Genomic DNA, 17,783 nt, shown 5'->3' on the forward strand with positions numbered 1-17,783 from the left:
CATCAGTCTATATGGGTGGCCAGTTGCAGGTATTCGTCCGGCAGTGATTTATCCGGCCACCAGACCACCGACAGTTCCGCACGCTTAAAACGGGTGGTGTTAAGGGGAAAGGTGCCGTCCAGTTGCAACCCGTGGGGCTCCGGCTTTTTCTGCTCACCGTTTTTTTCCGGCTGTGAGCCCGCTGTCGTGGCATTGCCTTGCGGGAAGGTGCTGCCTGATGCCAGGCCCTGAAGCGGCTGTTCTGCCCGTGCCCTCCCGGTGTCATCCTGCCGGCCCGGCTCCGGTGCCTGTTCCCGGGTAAACCAGGTTTCTGCCAGCGTGGTGGCGGCAGTGACCTGCCTGACCGGTTGGGGATTCGGCACCATGACATACGCGCGGGAATACTGTACCCGCAGGGCTTCATAGGTCTGTGGCTGCAGTGGTGGCAGGTTACCCTGCTGGTCTGCGGAGGCACTGCATGCCAGTACCTGGCGTATTCCCCCGTGGGTGATACCCGCCAGTTCCGCCCGCCAGGCGGAGTTTTCCGGGTGGCAGTCTGCCAGAATGACCCGGGCCGCCAGCAGACGGGTGCCCGGTAATGGAGCCGCTTTGCTCAGCGCGGCCAGCCGGTCATAACGCAGTTGCACCGACACCCCGCTGGTTATAATCGCCAGCGCGTCCAGGCACTCCTGCAGGTCTTCCAGGCTTTGCGGGTGCCAGACCGGTTCGCGTTCATCGCACCTGTTACGGTTACCAAAGCAGCAGTGGCTCAGCCAGCGCTCCAGCGGGGAGCGGATATAGCGGTTGCCTAATGCCACCAGGGTGGCGGCCAGAATACCCAGGGCAATACACCAGCCTACCGGGCCAAGCAGGGTTAAAGTGCCGGCAGCGCTATAATGAATCGCAATAAATCCAGCCCCTAAAGTAATGAATGCAGCCATACCATATAACACTGAGGCAGCCCAGTCTCCTGACTGCCACGCATTAACTGCCCGTAATCCCAGTGCCACACCCTGAATAACCACCGCCAGCCCGGCAATGACCCCGGCGGCTCTCAGCAGGATATCTCCCTTGTTAAACAGGTTCAGTACCGCCGCGCTCTGCCCCACAATTTCCACGGCTGACGCCATCAGTATCAGCACACCGGATGCCAGCGCCATTTCTGCCAGGGTGTCGCCGGGCATCGCACTTTTCAGGGCTGCCAGATTATCGGCCGTGGTGCTGACCATCACCCCGGCCAGCACCAGACCCAGCACCCCGCTCTGCAGGTGCGGAGAAATCCGGGCCTGCGCCCGGGCCACGCGTTTTATCTCTGCATCACTGAGGGCGATATCCCCGTTTTTCAGCGCACTGCTCATCGCCTCCGGGGTCATCCCCGTTACCCCGGCCAGCAGCTCCGGGCTGTTCAGCGGCAGTGCCAGCCGCACCCTGATTCTGCGGTTCAGTATCTCCGCATCCGTTATCTGTGGCGGGTGCCGGGCACTGGTGGTACGGGTAAACTGCCCGTCCGGGGACGTGCGGGTGGTCCATAAAGGCCGCCCGTGGGCGGTTAACTGGCGGCGGACCTGTGACTGAAAGTCCCGCACCGTCATCTCCCCGGTAAAGACACCCACACCCGGGCCACCGGTGGTGGCACTGCCCACCGCCATCACCACCCGCTCCACCCCGTTTCTGACCCTCTCAGGCAGGGTATGGCGCAGGTGAGCAAACGCCCCGCTCACCGCCGTGACCAGGCTCGCCGCCTGGCGCTGGTACACCTCACTGTTCACAAACTGGCTGACTTCGCTGCTGGTGAGGGCTGATTTCAGGTCGGCATACGAAAACAGCCCGCCGAACACCCCGGCAGACACTTTCTGCCCCCCCAGCATGGCCACAAACAGCGGGCTGGCCGGGTTCTCCAGCCAGGCCCGCCAGCCGGAAAAATCCGCGTTGTCTTCCGCCTGCCCGGCCCGCTCTTCCGGCACGTCTTTATGCGGCCCGCCATGCAGGCAGCAGGCCAGTGTACGCAACAGAAACGACCAGCTGAGCACACTGTGCTCCGGTGCATAGTCGTCCTGCATTATGCCCTGCCAGGCGGCAGAGCCCTGCAGCTGCGCCAGGTCCTGCCAGATGGCTGCAATACGCCGGCGATGGCTGCCCACCATGCTTTCATATTCACGGGCAAACTCCGCCCGGGCAGGCTCATGATAAAACCGCTCCATCCGTCTTAACGCTTCATGCGTTCTGAGGGCCACCTCCGCCTCCCGGCTCAGGGTAAACGAGCCGTGGTAACCCGGCGTGGAAAACCCTTTCAGTTGCGGGTCATTATGCACCCGCAACCGGGTGCCTTCACGGAGTGCCAGAATGCTTTCCGACACCATCAACTGGTGAATCACCTTCTTTTGCCCGGTGTACGCCGCCAGCGCGTCCGTCACGTCCAGCCGGCTGTGGTTTAATTCCTGTACCACCCCGACAATGTCATCCAGCACCACGGCACTGACCGGCGCACCGTACTGTTGCTCAGCACGGGCAAGGTGCAGCCCCAGCACCCGCTGCTTTTCCCTGTTCGTGCGCGGATAAAAGCCGTGCGCCCCGCCCGGGGTGCCATCACGACCGGCCACCGACGGGAAGGATTCCACGGCAAACTCAGCAACCTGGGCTTTCAGGGTGTCCAGGGAAGGCTCCAGCGCCCGGTGCCGGTGCGGCTGCGTGGCGCTCACCTGCCCCCCGGACAGGGTCAGTTGGGTAAAACGCGCAGACGGGCCGTTTTTGCTGCGCCAGGCATCCAGGACGTCCATGCTCCACGGGTCGCTGCTGAATGCCATGCGAATATCCGTGTGATGGGGTGCGATGGTGATAAAACTGGCCAGGATGTCATGGTGCTGTCTCCGGCAGGCGGTATTCAGGGGCGGGATGTCCGGGCTGGCCGGCATCTCTTCCACATTAAACTGGCGCAGGTACCCTTCCGGGGTCACCTGGTACCCCTGCCAGATTTCCCCGTCCAGCAGCACATAGACGTACCCGCCACGCAGGGTGCGCAGGGCATACTTGAATTCCCCTCCGGCCAGGGGAACCGCCTGCTCAGGCACCGCCGGACGCCAGGCAGGATGCACCAGAAAAGCGGGCACAGCCGCCACCCGCAACGGGTAAATGGCCACACCCTGCCGGCTGCAGGCTTTACAGCCAGAGGGCGCTGCCGCAGCCTGGCGTGCTGCGAGTGCATTACGGGCAATCTGTTCTTTGATATTCATCGCCGGAACTCCTTTCCGTTAAAGGCCCGGCAGGATGCAGGGCCTGGAACCCCACCATCCGGTAAACGGGTTGTGGACCACCGGGCGGCAGAGGCAGGACTGAGGGAAATCTGCAAAAATCATTAAGCCGGGTGCAGCCTACAACATAAATCCGTTAACCCGTCAGGCGGAAATAACGAAGCAATAGTCAGTTAATCCGGATCAGTAGCCGGTAATCAGGCTGTAACAGGGTGTTCCGAATGATCAACGCGGTCATTGCCCGCAATGGCGGGAAATATTCATACCGGGAATAACAGGCAGAACAAACAGCAGAAGGGTAAACAGACAGATGTTGAGCATTAAAAAGGGCCTTCAAAGAAGGCCCTCCTATAAAAAACCAGTCAATACTGGCTGACAGCCATGCCACACATCACGTTACGACAGCAAAGTGAAAGCAATGGCACCAACAATTGCGCCAGTGGTTCCCAGGATGGTTTCCATCATGGTCCAGGTTTTCAGGGTTTGTGCTTCAGATGCACCGGTAAACCGGCCAAATAACCAGAAACCCGCGTCGTTTACGTGGCTGACCACAATTGAGCCACCGCCAATACAAATTGACAGCGCTGCCAGTTGTGCGCCAGAGAAGTTCAACTGACTGATAACCGGCATAACCAGGCCAACTGTTGTCAGGCAGGCAACTGTCGCGGAGCCCTGAATAATACGCACTGCTGCAGCCAGGATAAAACAGGTTACCGCAATGGGCAGACCCATCCCGGTCAGCGCTTCACCCAATGCCGGGCCAACGCCTGAATCAACCAGTACCTGTTTAAATACACCACCAGCACCAATCACCAGCAGGATAATCCCGGCAGGCTGCAGAGCCTGGCCACAGATATCCATCACCTTCTCTTTCGGCATTCCCTGGCGTACTGCCAGGCCATAAATAGCAACCAGGCACGCAACTAAAATTGCGGTGAACGGGTGGCCGATAAATTCGAACCACTCATAGGCAGTTGAACCCTGCGCCACAAAATGTGCGGCAATAGTTTTCAGGCCTACCAGTACCAGCGGTAACAGAATCAAGGACAGGCTGAAACCAAAGGAAGGCAGTTTACCTTCACCCAGGTGCGGCTCAGAGACATCATCAGGCACTTTTAACTCAACATAACGGCTGATGAAGTTACCCCAAAGTGGCCCGGCAATCAGCATCCCCGGAACAGCTGCACACAGGCCAATCAGGATCATCCAGCCAAAATCGGCGTGCATCTGTGATGCCAGCAGCATAGGCGCAGGCCCCGGCACCAAAAATGCCGCAGCCGCCGCCACACCAGCAAACAATGGAATAACCAGTTTCACCAGGTTAGTGCCCGTATGGCGCGCCATAGAAAACGCCACACTGATAAGCAAAACGATAGCGACTTCGAAGAAGAGCGGTAATGCGCATACCAGGCCCGCAAGGCCAATAGCGAAATGCGCACGGTTATGACCAAACGACTTCAACATTTTGACGGCAATCTGGTCAACCGCACCGGTTTCAAACAAAATTTTCCCGAACATCGCACCCAGCGCAACCACAACCGCCAGGAACCCGAGGGTACCGCCCATCCCTTTTTCCATGGTAGCCGCAATTTTATCCAGCGGCATACCCGAACACAGGCCAGCACCCACAGAGACAACCATCAATGCCAAAAACGCGTGCATACGCGCTTTCATAACCAGGAACAGAAGCAAAAGAACCGCGCCAACCGCGGTTAAAACGAGTGTTAATGTACTCACTTGGCACTGCCTTTATTGATTTGTGCAATTGTGCTGGCTACTACTCCATCCAGCGGTTGATCGATATCAACCACCAGCACATCGCGTTCTTCGGCATGGGGCTCTTCCAGAGCCTCGAATTGAGTCACCAGCATTTGGGGTTTGAAGAAATGACCTTTGCGCGCTTTTAAACGGCTTTCGATCAGTTGGTAATCCCCTTTGAGGTAAACAAACGCCAGGTTAGGGTTACCTTCGCGTAAAATATCGCGGTAGCGTTTTTTCAGTGCGGAACACACAATCAGCGAAACAGCGTTGGTTCTCTGCATGGCAAAGGCTGCGTCATTAAGCGCTTGCAACCATGGGGTACGGTCATCGTCATTTAATGGTTCGCCAGAAGCCATTTTCAGGATATTGCAGCGAGGGTGCAGAAAATCGCCATCAAGGAAGGCTGCCTGCAATTTATGGGCAACTTCACTGGCAACGGCGGATTTACCACTGCCAGAAACGCCCATCAGGACATAGACACGGTTTTCAGGATTAATAGTGCTCATAGCGTAACTCCGACTGGCACAGGCTAAAAATGTTACGGGTAACTGTTATCGGTAACATTTTCAACGTTGGCTGTTCAATAAGCAATAACCACAATCAGTGAAAGCTAATAAGTGTGAGCTACGTCAAATATTGAGTTTTTCAGATTGATCCACCAGGAGACAAGGTAAAGCCCAAATCCAGCATCTTCGGCGACACGATTTCGCCACGAATTCGTGCTAACAGGCGCTCGGCACCAATCCGGCCCATGCGTTCACGCGGAGTCAACACACTTGCCAAACGGGGTTCCATCACCTGGCCAATATCATGGCCGTGGAAACCCGCTATGGCCATATCTTCAGGAATACGCAGGCCCAGGCGCTGGCATTCAAATGCCGCCCCCACAGCCAGGTCATCGTTAGTACAAAAAATACTGTCCAGCTTCGGGTATTCGCGGCGCGCCTGGCGCAATAACTCACTCCCGGTGGAATATGAAGAAGATTGCTCAACCATCACACAGTAAGGCACAAGACCGGCATCCTGCATAGCCTGCTCATAGCCACGCTGTTTCATTAAAGTACGTTCATCAAGCCGCGCCCCGAGATAAGCAACATGCTGATGGCCGCGCTGGATAATCGCCGCTGTCATCTGGCGAGCCGCTTCGAAGTTATCAAACCCTACTGCAATATCCAGGCAAGGGCTGATGCTGTCCATCATTTCCACCACAGGAATACCCGCCACTTCAATCATTTTCAGTGTGCGTGGCGTGTGCCTGCGCTCAGTCAGAATCAGACCGTCGATATTCCAGGACAGCATGGACTCCAGGCGTTCTTCTTCCAGTTCGGCTTTATAACCGTAGTGCGCCAGCATGGTTTGGTAGCCGTGCGCATCAATCACACTTTCAATACCGCGCAAGACTTCCGCAAAAACCTGGTTAGTTAGCGAAGGCAGCATCACGCCAATGGCACGGCTGGTTGAATTCGAAAGGATATCCGGTGCCCGGTTGGGTATATACCCCAGTTCATCCAGCGCTGCGGCAATCTTGACGCGTAGCGCCGCGGAAACCTGTTCCGGGTTGCGTAAAAAACGGCTAACCGTCATTTTGGTCACGCCGACTTTATCAGCCACATCCTGTAGTACCGGTCTTTTCTTTTTCATGTCCTGTGCACACAATTTGTTATTGACAGTGAAGTTTACCATGAAAAAAGCCCGCCTTGCGTAAACAGGGCGGGCCAAAAACTACGAATCAGATTCAGACTGGCGGTAAATCAAACAGCAGAATTTCACTGCCTTCGCTGGCATGCACAGAAAGTGCCTGTTCATCCCAAATCGCCAACCCGTCACTGGTTACCGCTTTAGTGCCGTTAATGGAGACTTCACCTTTCACGACCTGAATCCAGATGCGGCGGTCAGCGGCAACCTGAAACACAGATTGCTCATCTTTCACCAGTGCCCAGCGCCACAATTCCATATCCTGGAACACTTTTAACGACCCGTCGCGAGCATCCGGCGACAACACCAACTGGCGGCCCTGCGCGGCATCAAAGCGGCGCTGCTCATAACGCGGGGTAATTCCCGTCACTTCCGGGATAATCCAAATCTGGTACAAGCGCAGGGCTTCAGTCGCACTCGGGTTGTATTCAGAATGGCGAATACCCGTACCCGCACTCATAATCTGGAACTCACCCGCCGGTACTTGTTCTTTGTTGCCCATGCTGTCCTGGTGTTCAACGGCACCTTCCAGAACATAGGTCAGAATTTCCATATCTTTGTGGGGATGGGTACCAAAGCCCTGGCCTTCATCAATAACATCTTCGTTAATCACCCGCAAAGCAGAGAACCCCATAAAGTCAGGATCGTAGTAATTTGCGAACGAAAATGTGTGCCAGGAATCCAGCCAACCATGGTTTGCATGCCCACGGTCCTGTGCTTTACGTAAATAGATCATGTTGCCCTCCTCATCAGTTGCATTCAGTTTAGGGGGCAAGCTGCAGGGAAGATAGAGGGTGAAAATTGACGCCTCTGTTCAAAAAAAATGAATAATACAATCCTTGTCACGCAAGATAGTGGTCGAGACAAAATCCCGCCAGGCACCAGGTTGTCATCAATTTTGCTGAATCAGTGAAAAACAGATAAAAAAAAGCCAGCACCCGGCTGGCTAAAGTAATACTGGAAGCAATGTGAGCAATGTCGTGCTTCAGGTTTCATTGAGGTGTCCCCTGAACGCAAGGCAATAATAATCATTATCATTTGCATCTGTCCAGTTTTTTTTGCAAAAAATGGCAGTTGACCCCATAAGAAATCGCAATGATGCTAACGGAAATCAACTAACAATGGAGAGGAACAGGATGAACAGGCCAGAAATACGCCAGGCTGAACCCAACGACGTAGCAGCATTACTGGGTATTTACCGCCAACCAGAGGTGTATGAAAACCTGCTTCAGCTTCCTCACCCTTCCACATCTTACTGGCTTGAGCGCATTACTCACCCACAGCCGGGGCAAAGGCACCTGGTGGCACTGGTCGAAAACCAGGTGGTGGGGCATATGGGGCTCACTGTGAACGCCAACCCACGCCGCAGCCATGTCGCTACATTAGGGTTGTGTGTTGACCCCGCCTTTCGCCAGCAAGGTATTGGCAGAGCACTGATGCAGGAGGCCGTAGTGTTATGCGATAACTGGCTGCGAGTCACCCGTATCGAATTGACAGTATTCGCCGATAACCAGCCCGCCATTCGGGCATATCAGCGTGCAGGGTTCGAGCAGGAAGGCCGGGCTAAAGCGTTCGGGTTACGTAATGGCGTTTATGTTGATGCATTATTCATGGTGCGCCACAAACCCGAGTGATTCAGATAACACGGAAAAACCAGCGGCAGGGCCAGAGAAAGGATAAACTTATAGTCTGTTTTCAGGAGAAATCACCATGAAACGCTATCTGATTCTGGCGCTGTTGTTGCCTGTTACTGCAATGGCTGTTCCGCTGAACACCACCAATAACCCCAACCAGCCGGGGTATGTGAACCCCAGCCAGCAACGGGTGCAACAAGAAATGCGTACCCAGCAGATGCAGCAGAAAAGCCAGTTAAACCAGGCTGCAACGGCTCAACAGCAACAGCAGCAACAAAAACTGCGCCAGCAGTTAAATGAGGCGCAGCAACGCACCCAGCAACAGCCGCGTTAATTGGCGCTACCTGGCTCAGGCACCAAAACCTGGGCCAATTTGTTCCAGGTTATCGGTGCAGATACAATCCACACCCCATTGCATCAGGGTTCTGGCGCGCTCCGGGTGGTTTACGGTGTAAACCAGAATACGCAACCCGGCGTTTTTCAGAGCAGTAACACGAGCTTCATCCAGCAACTGGTGGTTAAGATGAATAGATACACACCCGAGGCGAGAAGTCAGTTCCTGCCAGTTATCGTCCCATTCATCCAGTAATAACCCGCGAGGTAACTCCGGTGCAGCAAGTTGAGCCGCAGCCAGCGCTTCAACAGAGAAAGAGGAAAGCAACGGAGTCGCCATACCCGCCCACAGTTGTTGTGCCGCCAGAGCAACCTCTGTACCTGTTCGGGTTTCCACACCAGTAGTTGGTTTGATTTCAATGTTGACCATGACGTTTTGCTGGCGGCAACGCTCTGCGACATCGCTCAAAAGTGCCAACGGCTCTCCGGCAAATGCTTTGCCAAACCAACTCCCGGCATCAACCTTGTTCAGCACATCCCAGTTCATCTCCCCGGCAACGCCCCAGGCGTTGCTGGTGCGCTCGAGCGTGTCATCATGCAGCAGGAAAATTTCACTATCGTGGGAAAGTTTTGCGTCGCACTCAAACATTTTGAACCCGCGAGCAATGCCTAAATCAATCGCCGCCAGGGTATTTTCTGGAGCCAGTTTTCCCCCACCACGGTGTGCAACAATGCGGGGATAAGGCCAGTGACTCATAACCGTTGTCCTGTTTCGCCATCAAAGAAATGCAGTCGGTCTTCCGGCAGGTGTAGCCACAACATGGAGCCTCGTTGCGGCCTGTTTTGGTGATCCAGGCGGATTATCATTTTTTGATCCCCCCAACGCCCGTGAGCCAGGTTATCAGCACCCAGCATTTCCAGCGTATCCATCACTAATGGCAGACCACCTTCAGCCTGAGAGCTTAACGCAATATGCTCAGGGCGAATACCCAGAGTCAGCGGTTTACCTGCCAGCGAAGATAAGTTTCGCCCGACAGGAACAGCCATGCCTCCGGGTAACTCAAAACGGTACCCATCGTTGCTCACTTGCCCACCCAAAAGGTTCATGGCTGGTGAGCCAATAAAACTGGCAACAAAGCGGCTGGCCGGTTTTTCATAAACCTCAACCGGTGTGCCAATTTGCTCTGCAATGCCTTTATTGAGCACCATCACACGCTGTGCGAGGGTCATGGCTTCAACCTGGTCATGGGTCACATACAAACTGGTGGTATTTAACCGCCGGTGTAGTTGCTGGAGTTCCAGGCGCATTTGTACCCGTAGCTTGGCATCCAGGTTGGAAAGCGGTTCATCGAACAAAAATACCGCCGGGTCGCGCACAATTGCCCGCCCCATGGCAACCCGCTGGCGTTGCCCGCCAGACAGCTCACGTGGGCGGCGTTTTAGCAATGTATCCAGCTCCAGAATACGCGCAGCTTCTTGGACTTTATGGGCGATATGTTGCTTGCCCATACCACGTATTTTCAGGCCCCAGGCCATGTTCTCTTCCACTGTCATGTGCGGGTAAAGCGCATAATTCTGGAATACCATCGCAATACCACGCTCGCTGGGTTCCAGTTCTGTTACTCGCTGGCGGTCAATCCAGATATCGCCACTGGTCACCCGCTCAAGGCCCGCAACCATGCGTAACAAAGTGGATTTACCACAACCAGAAGGGCCAACCATGACGATAAATTCGCCGTCTGCGACATCCAGCGTCAAAGGGCGAATCACTTGTGTTTTGCCATCCCAGCTTTTGCTGACGGCCTGTAATTTTAATCCTGCCATGTTATTTCTCACTATCCACCAGACCACGAACAAACGCTCTTTGCATCACCAAAACCACCACTAAAGGCGGTGCCAGGGTCAGTAGCATTGCTGCCATAACCTGGTTCCACTGTGTTGTGCCATCTCCCGTTGAAATCATGCTTTTAATACCGGCAACAGCAGTGCCCATATCCGCTTTACTGGTAATCAAAATCGGCCACAGATACTGGTTCCAGCCATAAATAAAGGTAATAACGAACAGTGCAGCCAGGTTGGTTCGCGAAAGCGGCAGTACGATGTCGCGGAAAAAGCGCATCGGGGAAGCGCCATCAATGCGTGCAGCTTCCAGCAACTCGTCCGGTAAGGTCATAAAAAACTGGCGAAACAGAAATGTTGCCGTCGCAGAGGCCATCAGTGGCAGTGTCAGCCCGGTGTAACTGTCGAGCATTTTCAGGTTGGCAATCACTTCAACGGTGGGAAAAATACGCACTTCTACGGGTAACATCAGGGTGATAAAGATCATCCAGAAGCACAGGTTACGCAGTGGGAAGCGAAACCAGACAATGGCGAAAGCAGAGAGCATGGACACCGAGATTTTGCCCACCGTAATGCCCAACGCCATCACAAAACTGTTCAGTAATAACACCCCAAACGGCGCAGTGTTGCCCCCCACGCCCTGGTGCCAAATAAGCGACAGGTTTTCCCACAAATGGCCGCCGGGTAATAGGGTCATTGGGGTATTGAATACCGCTTTGTTGTCGAGAGTGGCGGCCACAAATGCCACATACAACGGGAATAAAATAACGATAATGCCCGCTATCAGCATGATATGGCTGAAGATATCCAGCCCGCGTCGGTTCTCTATCATTGGTAACGCACCTTGTTTTCCACGTAGCGGAACTGAATCACCGTCAGAATAATAACCAGCACCATGAGCACCACGGACTGTGCAGCAGAGGCCGATAAATCCAACCCGGCAAAGCCTTCCCGGTAGATTTTGTAAATCAGCGTCGTTGTGGCCTGAACCGGCCCACCGCCTGTCGCTGCATCAATCACTGGGAATGTGTCAAAAAAGGCATAAACGATGTTAACCACCAGCAGGAAGAAACTGACCGGGGTAATGAGCGGTAATGACACACGGAAAAAGCGCCTGACTGGCCCGGCACCATCTATGGCGGCGGCCTCCATCAGGGAGCGGGGAATAGACTGAAGTGCGGCGAAGAAAAACAAGAAGTTATAACTAATTTGTTGCCATACAGAGGCAAATACCACCAAAAACATGGCCTGCCCACTATTTTGTGCATGGTTCCAGTGGTATCCCAGTTGTTCCAGCGCCCATACCAACAACCCGCGCCCCGGGTTAAACAGGAAGATCCACAACACAGCGGCAATTGCGGGTGCAACAGCATAAGGCAGTAATAACAGGGTTTGGTAAAGGCGGCTTCCCCGCACAACATGGTCTACCAGGGCGGCGAAAAACAGAGAAATAGCCAACCCACAGCCTGTCACCAAAGCACTGAACTTGATGGTGGTCCAGAAGGCATCCAGGTAATAACTGTCGTGGGCCAGTTGAATAAAGTTACTCATACCAGCAAAAGTGCTGGATAACCCGAAGGGGTCGACGTTCTGGACCGAGTACCACAAAGCTTCACCGGCAGGCCAGATGAAAAAAATAATGGTGATAACCACTTGTGGCAGTACCAGTGCATAGGGCAACCACGAAGTGCGAAAAACCGGGCGTGATGATGACATAGCATTACCTGGCAAAGATAATATGCTTCACTGCCATCCGGGCAGTGAAAGAGTAAACAAGTTGCCTGTCCCATTGCGGGTAAACGGCTACCCGTGAGAAAACTGGTGCGACGGCTCGCACCAGTTTTCAGGGGAATCAGGATTTCGTCGACTGTTCAAAGCGGCGCAGCAACTGGTTACCACGTTCAACAGCAGCATCCAGCGCCTGTTTAGGTGTTTTCTTACCCGTCCAGACACTTTCCAGCTCTTCATCAACAATGGTGCGAATCTGTGGCATGTTGCCCAGACGCAGCCCTTTGGTGAACGGCAATGGCGGTTTGTTCAGCATCTGTCGCGTGGCAATGTCTGCACCGGGGTTTTTATCGTAGAAACCTTCTTTGCGTGTCAGTTCATAAGCCGCTTTGGTAATCGGCAGGTAGCCGGTTTTCTGGTGCCATTCAGCGGCAATTTCTGGCTGCATCAGGAACTTCATAAACTCAGCCACACCTTTATAGGTCGGCTTGTCTTTACCCTGCATCACCCACAGGCTGGCACCACCAATAATGGCGTTTTGCGGCGCATTTGGCACGGTATCGTCGTACGGCATCATGCCCACACCGTAATTAAACTTCGCATAGTGGCGAATATCAGCCAGAGACCCAGAAGATGCCGTAGTCATAGCGCAGTCACCGTTATAGAACTTCTCGGTAGACTCATCTTTGCGGCCAAAATAGCTGAATGTCCCTTTCTTGTTCATCTCTTCCAGCATGGCGATATGGCGCACCTGCACTGGCTGGTTAAATTCCAGTTTGGCATCAGTGCCATCAAAACCGTTGTTTTCAGTGGCAAACGGCAGGCCGTGCCAGGCACTGAAGTTTTCCAGTTGGATCCAGCCCTGCCAGCCACTGGCGTAGCCACACTGCATACCGGCTGCGCGGACTTTCGCTGCGTCTTCGGCCAGTTCCTGCCAGGTTTTGGGTGGCTGGTCCGGGTTCAGGCCTGCTTTTTTGAATGCGTCTTTGTTGTAATACAGCACCGGCGTGGAGCTGTTAAAAGGCTGGGACAACAGGTGCCCGGTTTTTGAGTCGGTGTAGTAACCGGAAACGGTCGGCACAAATTGTGATTCATCATATGGAATACCCGATTCTTCAAATACCTGGTAAACCGGTTTGATAGCTTTGGATGCCATCATGGTTGCCGTGCCCACTTCATACACCTGCAAAATGGCGGGCGCATTTCCCGTACGGAATGCAGCAATTCCGGCAGCCAGACTTTGTTCGTAGTTGCCTTTATACACCGGCTCGATTTTGTAATCCGGGTGGGTCTGGTTAAAGCGTTGTGCTAACGAATCCACTTCTTTACCCAACTGACCTTCCATGGAATGCCAAAACTGAATAGTTGTGACGGCCATCGCCTGGGTGCTGAAAGCGAGACCAAGCGTAATGCCCAAAGCTGTGTGTCGTAGCAAAGCGTTCATGCCGTTATCTCTCTTGTGTCCATGGGGAAATGCGCGATATCACGCGTTTTTTGCTCGCGAAGTAACATGACACGCCCGTATGACAGAAAAATAACTGTTGTATGACGTAATCATGACGAGCGAGTGATAACGGGATTTCAGTAACAAGACACTTTGGTGAAAGGCGAGTCAAAACAAGAGAGAAAATGAAAAGGGGCCTGAATGGTCACGGAGCCTGATGATAAACCTCATGTCCCCACAGAAAGAGAGGATGCTACCCAATAAAAAACCTGGAAAATCAATTCATTGATTTTCGGCTGATAACTAAAAAGAAGGGAAACCACGCTCTTCCCTTCTTTTTCATCAATCTGAGGGGCCAGAATGGCCCCTTGAAGGTTGCGGACAAACAAGAAAAAAGTGTTAGCCGCCCAGATAAGCGCTACGCACCGCTTCGTTTGCCAACAGAGCATCCCCCGAATCCTCCAGCACTACATGGCCGTTTTCCAGAACATAACCACGGTCGGCCAGTTTCAGCGCCTGGTTAGCGTTTTGTTCAACCAGGAAGATTGTCATGCCTTCTTCACGTAACTGCTCAATGGTGTCGAAGATCTGTTGAATAATGATGGGTGCCAGGCCCAGAGACGGTTCATCCAGCAGCAATAAACGCGGCTGGCTCATGAGTGCCCGGCCAATGGCCAGCATCTGCTGTTCACCACCAGACATGGTTCCCGCACGCTGGATACGGCGCTCTTTCAAGCGCGGGAACAGGTCATAAACCCGTTCAATACGTTCCTGGTACTGTTGCCGGTCTGCAAAGAAACCACCCATTGCCAGGTTTTCTTCTACCGTCATGCGGGAAAACACCCGGCGCCCTTCCGGTACAATAGCCACGGCTTCACGCATGATTTTTGCGGTGTGCCAGTGGGTAATGTCTTTACCATCAAAGGTAATGGTTCCTTGAGTGGCACGGGGATCGCCACACAAGGTTCCCAGCAACGTGGTTTTCCCTGCACCATTTGCGCCAATCAAGGTAACAATTTCACCCTGGTTGATGTGCAAAGAGACTTCATGCAACGCCTGAATTTTCCCGTAGTGCGTGCTCACCTGGTCGAAAGATAACATTACATTGTCCATATTACGCTTCTCCCAGGTAGGCCCGAATCACATCCGGGTTGTTACGAATCTGCTCAGGTGTACCGTTAGCCAGCGGAGTACCCTGGTTTACTACATAGATACGGTCAGAAATCCCCATCACCAGTTTCATATCATGTTCAATCAGCAATACCGTGGTGTTGTGGTGGTTGCGTAACTCCATGATCAACTCATCAAGCTCATGGGTTTCATTGGGGTTCAGCCCAGCCGCAGGTTCATCCAGCATCAGAATTTCCGGCTGGGTTACCATGCACCGGGCAATTTCCAGGCGGCGCTGCTGGCCGTAGGCCAGGTTACCCGCCAGGCGGTTCGCATGCTCCAACAGGCCAATACGCTCAAGCCAGGTGGCTGCGCGGTCCAGTGCTGCACTTTCTGCTTTACGGAATGCGGGAGTTTTCAGCAGCCCGGAAAACAGGCCACTTTTCATATGCTGGTGTTGTGCCACCAGCAGGTTTTCAATCACCGTCATTTCACGGAACAGGCGGACATGCTGAAAAGTACGGACCACGCCCAACCGGGCGATTTCCTGGCCTGGCAAACCTTCCAGGTGCTTATCTCGCAATAAAATCTGCCCGCCAGTTGGGCGATAAAAACCGGTCAGGCAGTTAAATACTGTGGTTTTCCCGGCTCCATTAGGGCCAATCAAAGAAACGATTTCCTGGGGATGTAAATCCAGGGAAACATCGTTAACCGCCAGCAAGCCGCCAAAACGCATCATCAGGCCGCTGACAGATAATAATGGCTGACTCATGCCTGCTCTCCTTCACTGCGTTTTTTCAATTTCACCTGAGCACGGGTCATTGGTAATAACCCCTGCGGGCGCCAGATCATCATCAGGACCATCAGCGCACCGAGCATTAACATGCTGTATTCATTGAAATCACGCATCAGCTCACGAGACACAACCAGCAAAATGGCCGCCAGAATAACGGCGAATTGCGAGCCCATTCCCCCCAGCACCACAATCGCCAGAACAAAAGCAGACTCAGCAAAGGTGAAAGATTCCGGGCTGATAAAGCCCTGGCGCGCAGCGAACAGCGTGCCAGCAAACCCGGCAAAAGCCGCGCTGATGGTAAAGGCTGTCAGTTTGATACGCGTAGGGCTCAGGCCCAGAGAACGGCAGGCGATTTCATCATCACGCAGCGCTTCCCACGCACGCCCCAGGGGCATACGTAACAGGCGGTTAATAATGAATACTGTCAGCGCCACTAACAGTAAAGCGACCAGGTAGAGGAAAATAATACGATCGCTGGGATCATACTTCACATGGAAGAAGTTGCTGAACGTATCCCAACCACCTTCACGTGGCGAGCGGTTGAATTCCAGGCCAAACAGTGTCGGTTTCGGGATCTGGCTGATCCCATTCGGCCCACCGGTGATTGCGGTATTGTTCAGTAATAAGATACGCACAATTTCACCGAACCCCAGGGTGACGATTGCCAGGTAATCACCCCGCAGGCGCAGAACCGGGAAGCCCAGCAGGAAGCCGGCCAGTGCAGCGACCAGCCCGGATAACGGCAGGCAGATCCAGAAGCCTAACCCATAGTAGTGGCTCAGCAATGCGAAGGTATAAGCGCCAATAGCATAAAAACCGCCATAGCCCAGGACCAACAGGCCAGACAGCCCAACCACCACGTTCAGCCCCAAGCCGAGAATGATATAAATCATGGTCATGGTGGCGATATCTACCGTACCGCGAGATACCAGGAACGGCCAGACAACCGCAATCACCAGAATAGCACCCAGCAGTAATTTCTGTTTCACGCTGGAACCGTCAATGGCAGGCATTGTCAGGCGCGGCCCGGCGACCTTCTTCATTGCTTGCTGGAACAGTGGCCGCAAGATTTGGAACAGGAAGACTACCGCAGTACCGATGTAGATCCACTCCCAACGGATATTTGCCGCACTGCCAACAACCAGGCGAGTTCCACTCAAATTCAGTTGCACGCCCATAAAGACCGACGCCAGGACAAAGAAAATGGCGGCAGATAAAATGGCAAAGAAAAACGTAACCGGTTTCATACTTTTTCTACCTCCGGGCGCCCAAGGATACCGGTAGGCATAACCAGCAACACCACAATTAACAAGGCAAAAGAAACCACGTCTTTATATTCAGTGCTCAGGTAAGCAGACGTCAGGGCTTCGGCGATGCCCAGGATAAGCCCACCAATCATCGCACCTGGAATACTGCCAATCCCACCCAATACAGCAGCGGTAAAAGCTTTCATCCCGGCCATAAAGCCAATAAACGGGTTAATTACCCCGTAGAACTGCCCCAGCAGCACACCGGCAACCGCCGCCATCGCAGCACCGATAACAAAGGTCAAAGCAATTACGCGGTCGGTGTTAATACCCAGCAGGCTCGCCATTTTCAAATCTTCGGCGCAGGCACGGCAGGCGCGCCCCATGCGGGAGTAACGAATGAATAACGACAATGCCAGCATCGCAATAAAGGTCACCACCCAAATGACCAACTGCATGGTGGTAATCGTTGCCGAGAAGTTCTCACTGGCACCGATGATCCACTGCCCATTGATAAGGCTTGGCAACGCAACATCACGGGAGCCCTGAGTCAGGCTGACATAGTTTTGCAGGAAGATAGACATCCCGATAGCGGAAATCAGCGCAATCAGGCGCTTGGAGTTACGCACGGGTTTATACGCCACTTTTTCAATGGACCAGCCGTAAGCACTGGCAATAACAATTGCGCCCACAAAACCGGCACCAATCAGCATCCAGCTGGCATCAATCCCCATCATCATCAGTGCGGCAATTATCATGAACGAGACATAACTGCCAATCATATACACTTCACCATGGGCGAAGTTGATCATGCCGATAATGCCGTAAACCATTGTGTAGCCAATAGCGATAAGGGCATAAGTGCTGCCCAGTGTCACGCCATTAAACATTTGCTGTAAAAAATAGAGAAACTGCTCAGACATAACATAGCCTTTTTCTGTCCTTCCGGCGGTCAGATAGCCGGAAGGC

16 protein-coding genes are annotated in these 17,783 nt (G+C 53.6%); 2 read left to right on the top strand and 14 right to left on the bottom strand.

Translation table 11 applies throughout. The features are described 5' to 3' along the window. Positions 1 to 2: 2 nt before the first annotated feature. The 5 genes from LC084_RS17465 to LC084_RS17485 form a co-directional block, all read right to left on the bottom strand. Positions 3 to 3,209 carry a T6SS effector BTH_I2691 family protein gene (locus tag LC084_RS17465; protein ID WP_226572441.1) on the bottom strand — a complete coding sequence of 1,069 codons (3,207 nt, stop codon included), beginning with the start codon at positions 3,207 to 3,209 and terminating at the stop codon, positions 3 to 5. Positions 3,210 to 3,623: 414 nt separating this feature from the next. Next, the gene (gene gntU / locus LC084_RS17470) at positions 3,624 to 4,964 is read right to left on the bottom strand and encodes a gluconate transporter (protein ID WP_226572442.1); all 1,341 of its coding nucleotides are present in this window, start codon (positions 4,962 to 4,964) and stop codon (positions 3,624 to 3,626) included. Continuing rightward, positions 4,961 to 5,494, bottom strand: coding sequence for a gluconokinase (gene gntK, locus LC084_RS17475; RefSeq protein ID WP_226572443.1), 534 nt, complete (start codon positions 5,492 to 5,494; stop codon positions 4,961 to 4,963). Before gntK ends, gntU begins: the two co-directional genes overlap by 4 nt. A 139-nt stretch (positions 5,495 to 5,633) precedes the next feature. Then, complete coding sequence (gene gntR, locus LC084_RS17480; RefSeq protein WP_226572444.1) at positions 5,634 to 6,629, bottom strand: gluconate operon transcriptional repressor GntR; 996 nt, start codon at positions 6,627 to 6,629, stop codon at positions 5,634 to 5,636. Positions 6,630 to 6,723: 94 nt separating this feature from the next. Beyond that, complete coding sequence (locus LC084_RS17485; protein WP_226572445.1) at positions 6,724 to 7,419, bottom strand: pirin family protein; 696 nt, start codon at positions 7,417 to 7,419, stop codon at positions 6,724 to 6,726. Positions 7,420 to 7,819: 400 nt separating this feature from the next. Between LC084_RS17485 and LC084_RS17490 the strand changes: the two genes are divergently transcribed. Together LC084_RS17490 and LC084_RS17495 are read left to right on the top strand one after the other, a co-directional pair. Beyond that, positions 7,820 to 8,317 (top strand): GNAT family N-acetyltransferase, encoded by a 498-nt coding sequence (locus LC084_RS17490; RefSeq protein WP_226572446.1) that lies wholly within the window; start codon positions 7,820 to 7,822, stop codon positions 8,315 to 8,317. A 76-nt stretch (positions 8,318 to 8,393) separates the two neighbouring features. Further along, a complete protein-coding gene (locus LC084_RS17495) occupies positions 8,394 to 8,651 on the top strand; it encodes a DUF2756 domain-containing protein (protein WP_226572447.1) in 258 nt (85 codons plus the stop codon). Positions 8,652 to 8,666: 15 nt separating this feature from the next. Here LC084_RS17495 and ugpQ read toward each other — a convergent pair whose 3' ends face one another. The 9 genes from ugpQ to livH form a co-directional block, all read right to left on the bottom strand. Continuing rightward, entirely contained in the window at positions 8,667 to 9,407 is a 741-nt protein-coding gene (ugpQ, locus tag LC084_RS17500; RefSeq protein ID WP_226572448.1) for a glycerophosphodiester phosphodiesterase, read from the bottom strand. Beyond that, positions 9,404 to 10,474: a sn-glycerol-3-phosphate import ATP-binding protein UgpC gene (locus LC084_RS17505; protein ID WP_226572449.1), complete on the bottom strand. Its 1,071-nt coding sequence runs from the start codon at positions 10,472 to 10,474 to the stop codon at positions 9,404 to 9,406. Before LC084_RS17505 ends, ugpQ begins: the two co-directional genes overlap by 4 nt. Position 10,475: 1 nt before the next feature. Beyond that, the gene (gene ugpE / locus LC084_RS17510) at positions 10,476 to 11,321 is read right to left on the bottom strand and encodes a sn-glycerol-3-phosphate ABC transporter permease UgpE (protein WP_226572450.1); all 846 of its coding nucleotides are present in this window, start codon (positions 11,319 to 11,321) and stop codon (positions 10,476 to 10,478) included. After that, a complete protein-coding gene (gene ugpA, locus LC084_RS17515; RefSeq protein WP_226572451.1) occupies positions 11,318 to 12,205 on the bottom strand; it encodes a sn-glycerol-3-phosphate ABC transporter permease UgpA in 888 nt (295 codons plus the stop codon). Before ugpA ends, ugpE begins: the two co-directional genes overlap by 4 nt. Positions 12,206 to 12,341: 136 nt before the next feature. After that, positions 12,342 to 13,661 carry a sn-glycerol-3-phosphate ABC transporter substrate-binding protein UgpB gene (gene ugpB, locus LC084_RS17520; RefSeq protein WP_226572452.1) on the bottom strand — a complete coding sequence of 440 codons (1,320 nt, stop codon included), beginning with the start codon at positions 13,659 to 13,661 and terminating at the stop codon, positions 12,342 to 12,344. A gap of 399 nt (positions 13,662 to 14,060) precedes the next feature. Next, positions 14,061 to 14,774, bottom strand: a complete 714-nt coding sequence (gene livF / locus LC084_RS17525) for a high-affinity branched-chain amino acid ABC transporter ATP-binding protein LivF (protein ID WP_226572453.1) — start codon at positions 14,772 to 14,774, stop codon at positions 14,061 to 14,063. 1 nt (position 14,775) lies between these two features. Continuing rightward, a complete protein-coding gene (gene livG / locus LC084_RS17530; RefSeq protein ID WP_226572454.1) occupies positions 14,776 to 15,543 on the bottom strand; it encodes a high-affinity branched-chain amino acid ABC transporter ATP-binding protein LivG in 768 nt (255 codons plus the stop codon). Next, entirely contained in the window at positions 15,540 to 16,814 is a 1,275-nt protein-coding gene (locus LC084_RS17535; RefSeq protein ID WP_226572455.1) for a high-affinity branched-chain amino acid ABC transporter permease LivM, read from the bottom strand. The genes livG and LC084_RS17535 overlap by 4 nt, the downstream gene beginning before the upstream one ends. Next, the gene (gene livH / locus LC084_RS17540) at positions 16,811 to 17,737 is read right to left on the bottom strand and encodes a high-affinity branched-chain amino acid ABC transporter permease LivH (RefSeq protein WP_036111322.1); all 927 of its coding nucleotides are present in this window, start codon (positions 17,735 to 17,737) and stop codon (positions 16,811 to 16,813) included. The genes LC084_RS17535 and livH overlap by 4 nt, the downstream gene beginning before the upstream one ends. Positions 17,738 to 17,783 lie beyond the last annotated feature (46 nt).

The sequence above is a fragment of the Mangrovibacter yixingensis genome, assembly GCF_020523985.1.
Lineage (GTDB): Bacteria > Pseudomonadota > Gammaproteobacteria > Enterobacterales > Enterobacteriaceae > Mangrovibacter > Mangrovibacter yixingensis.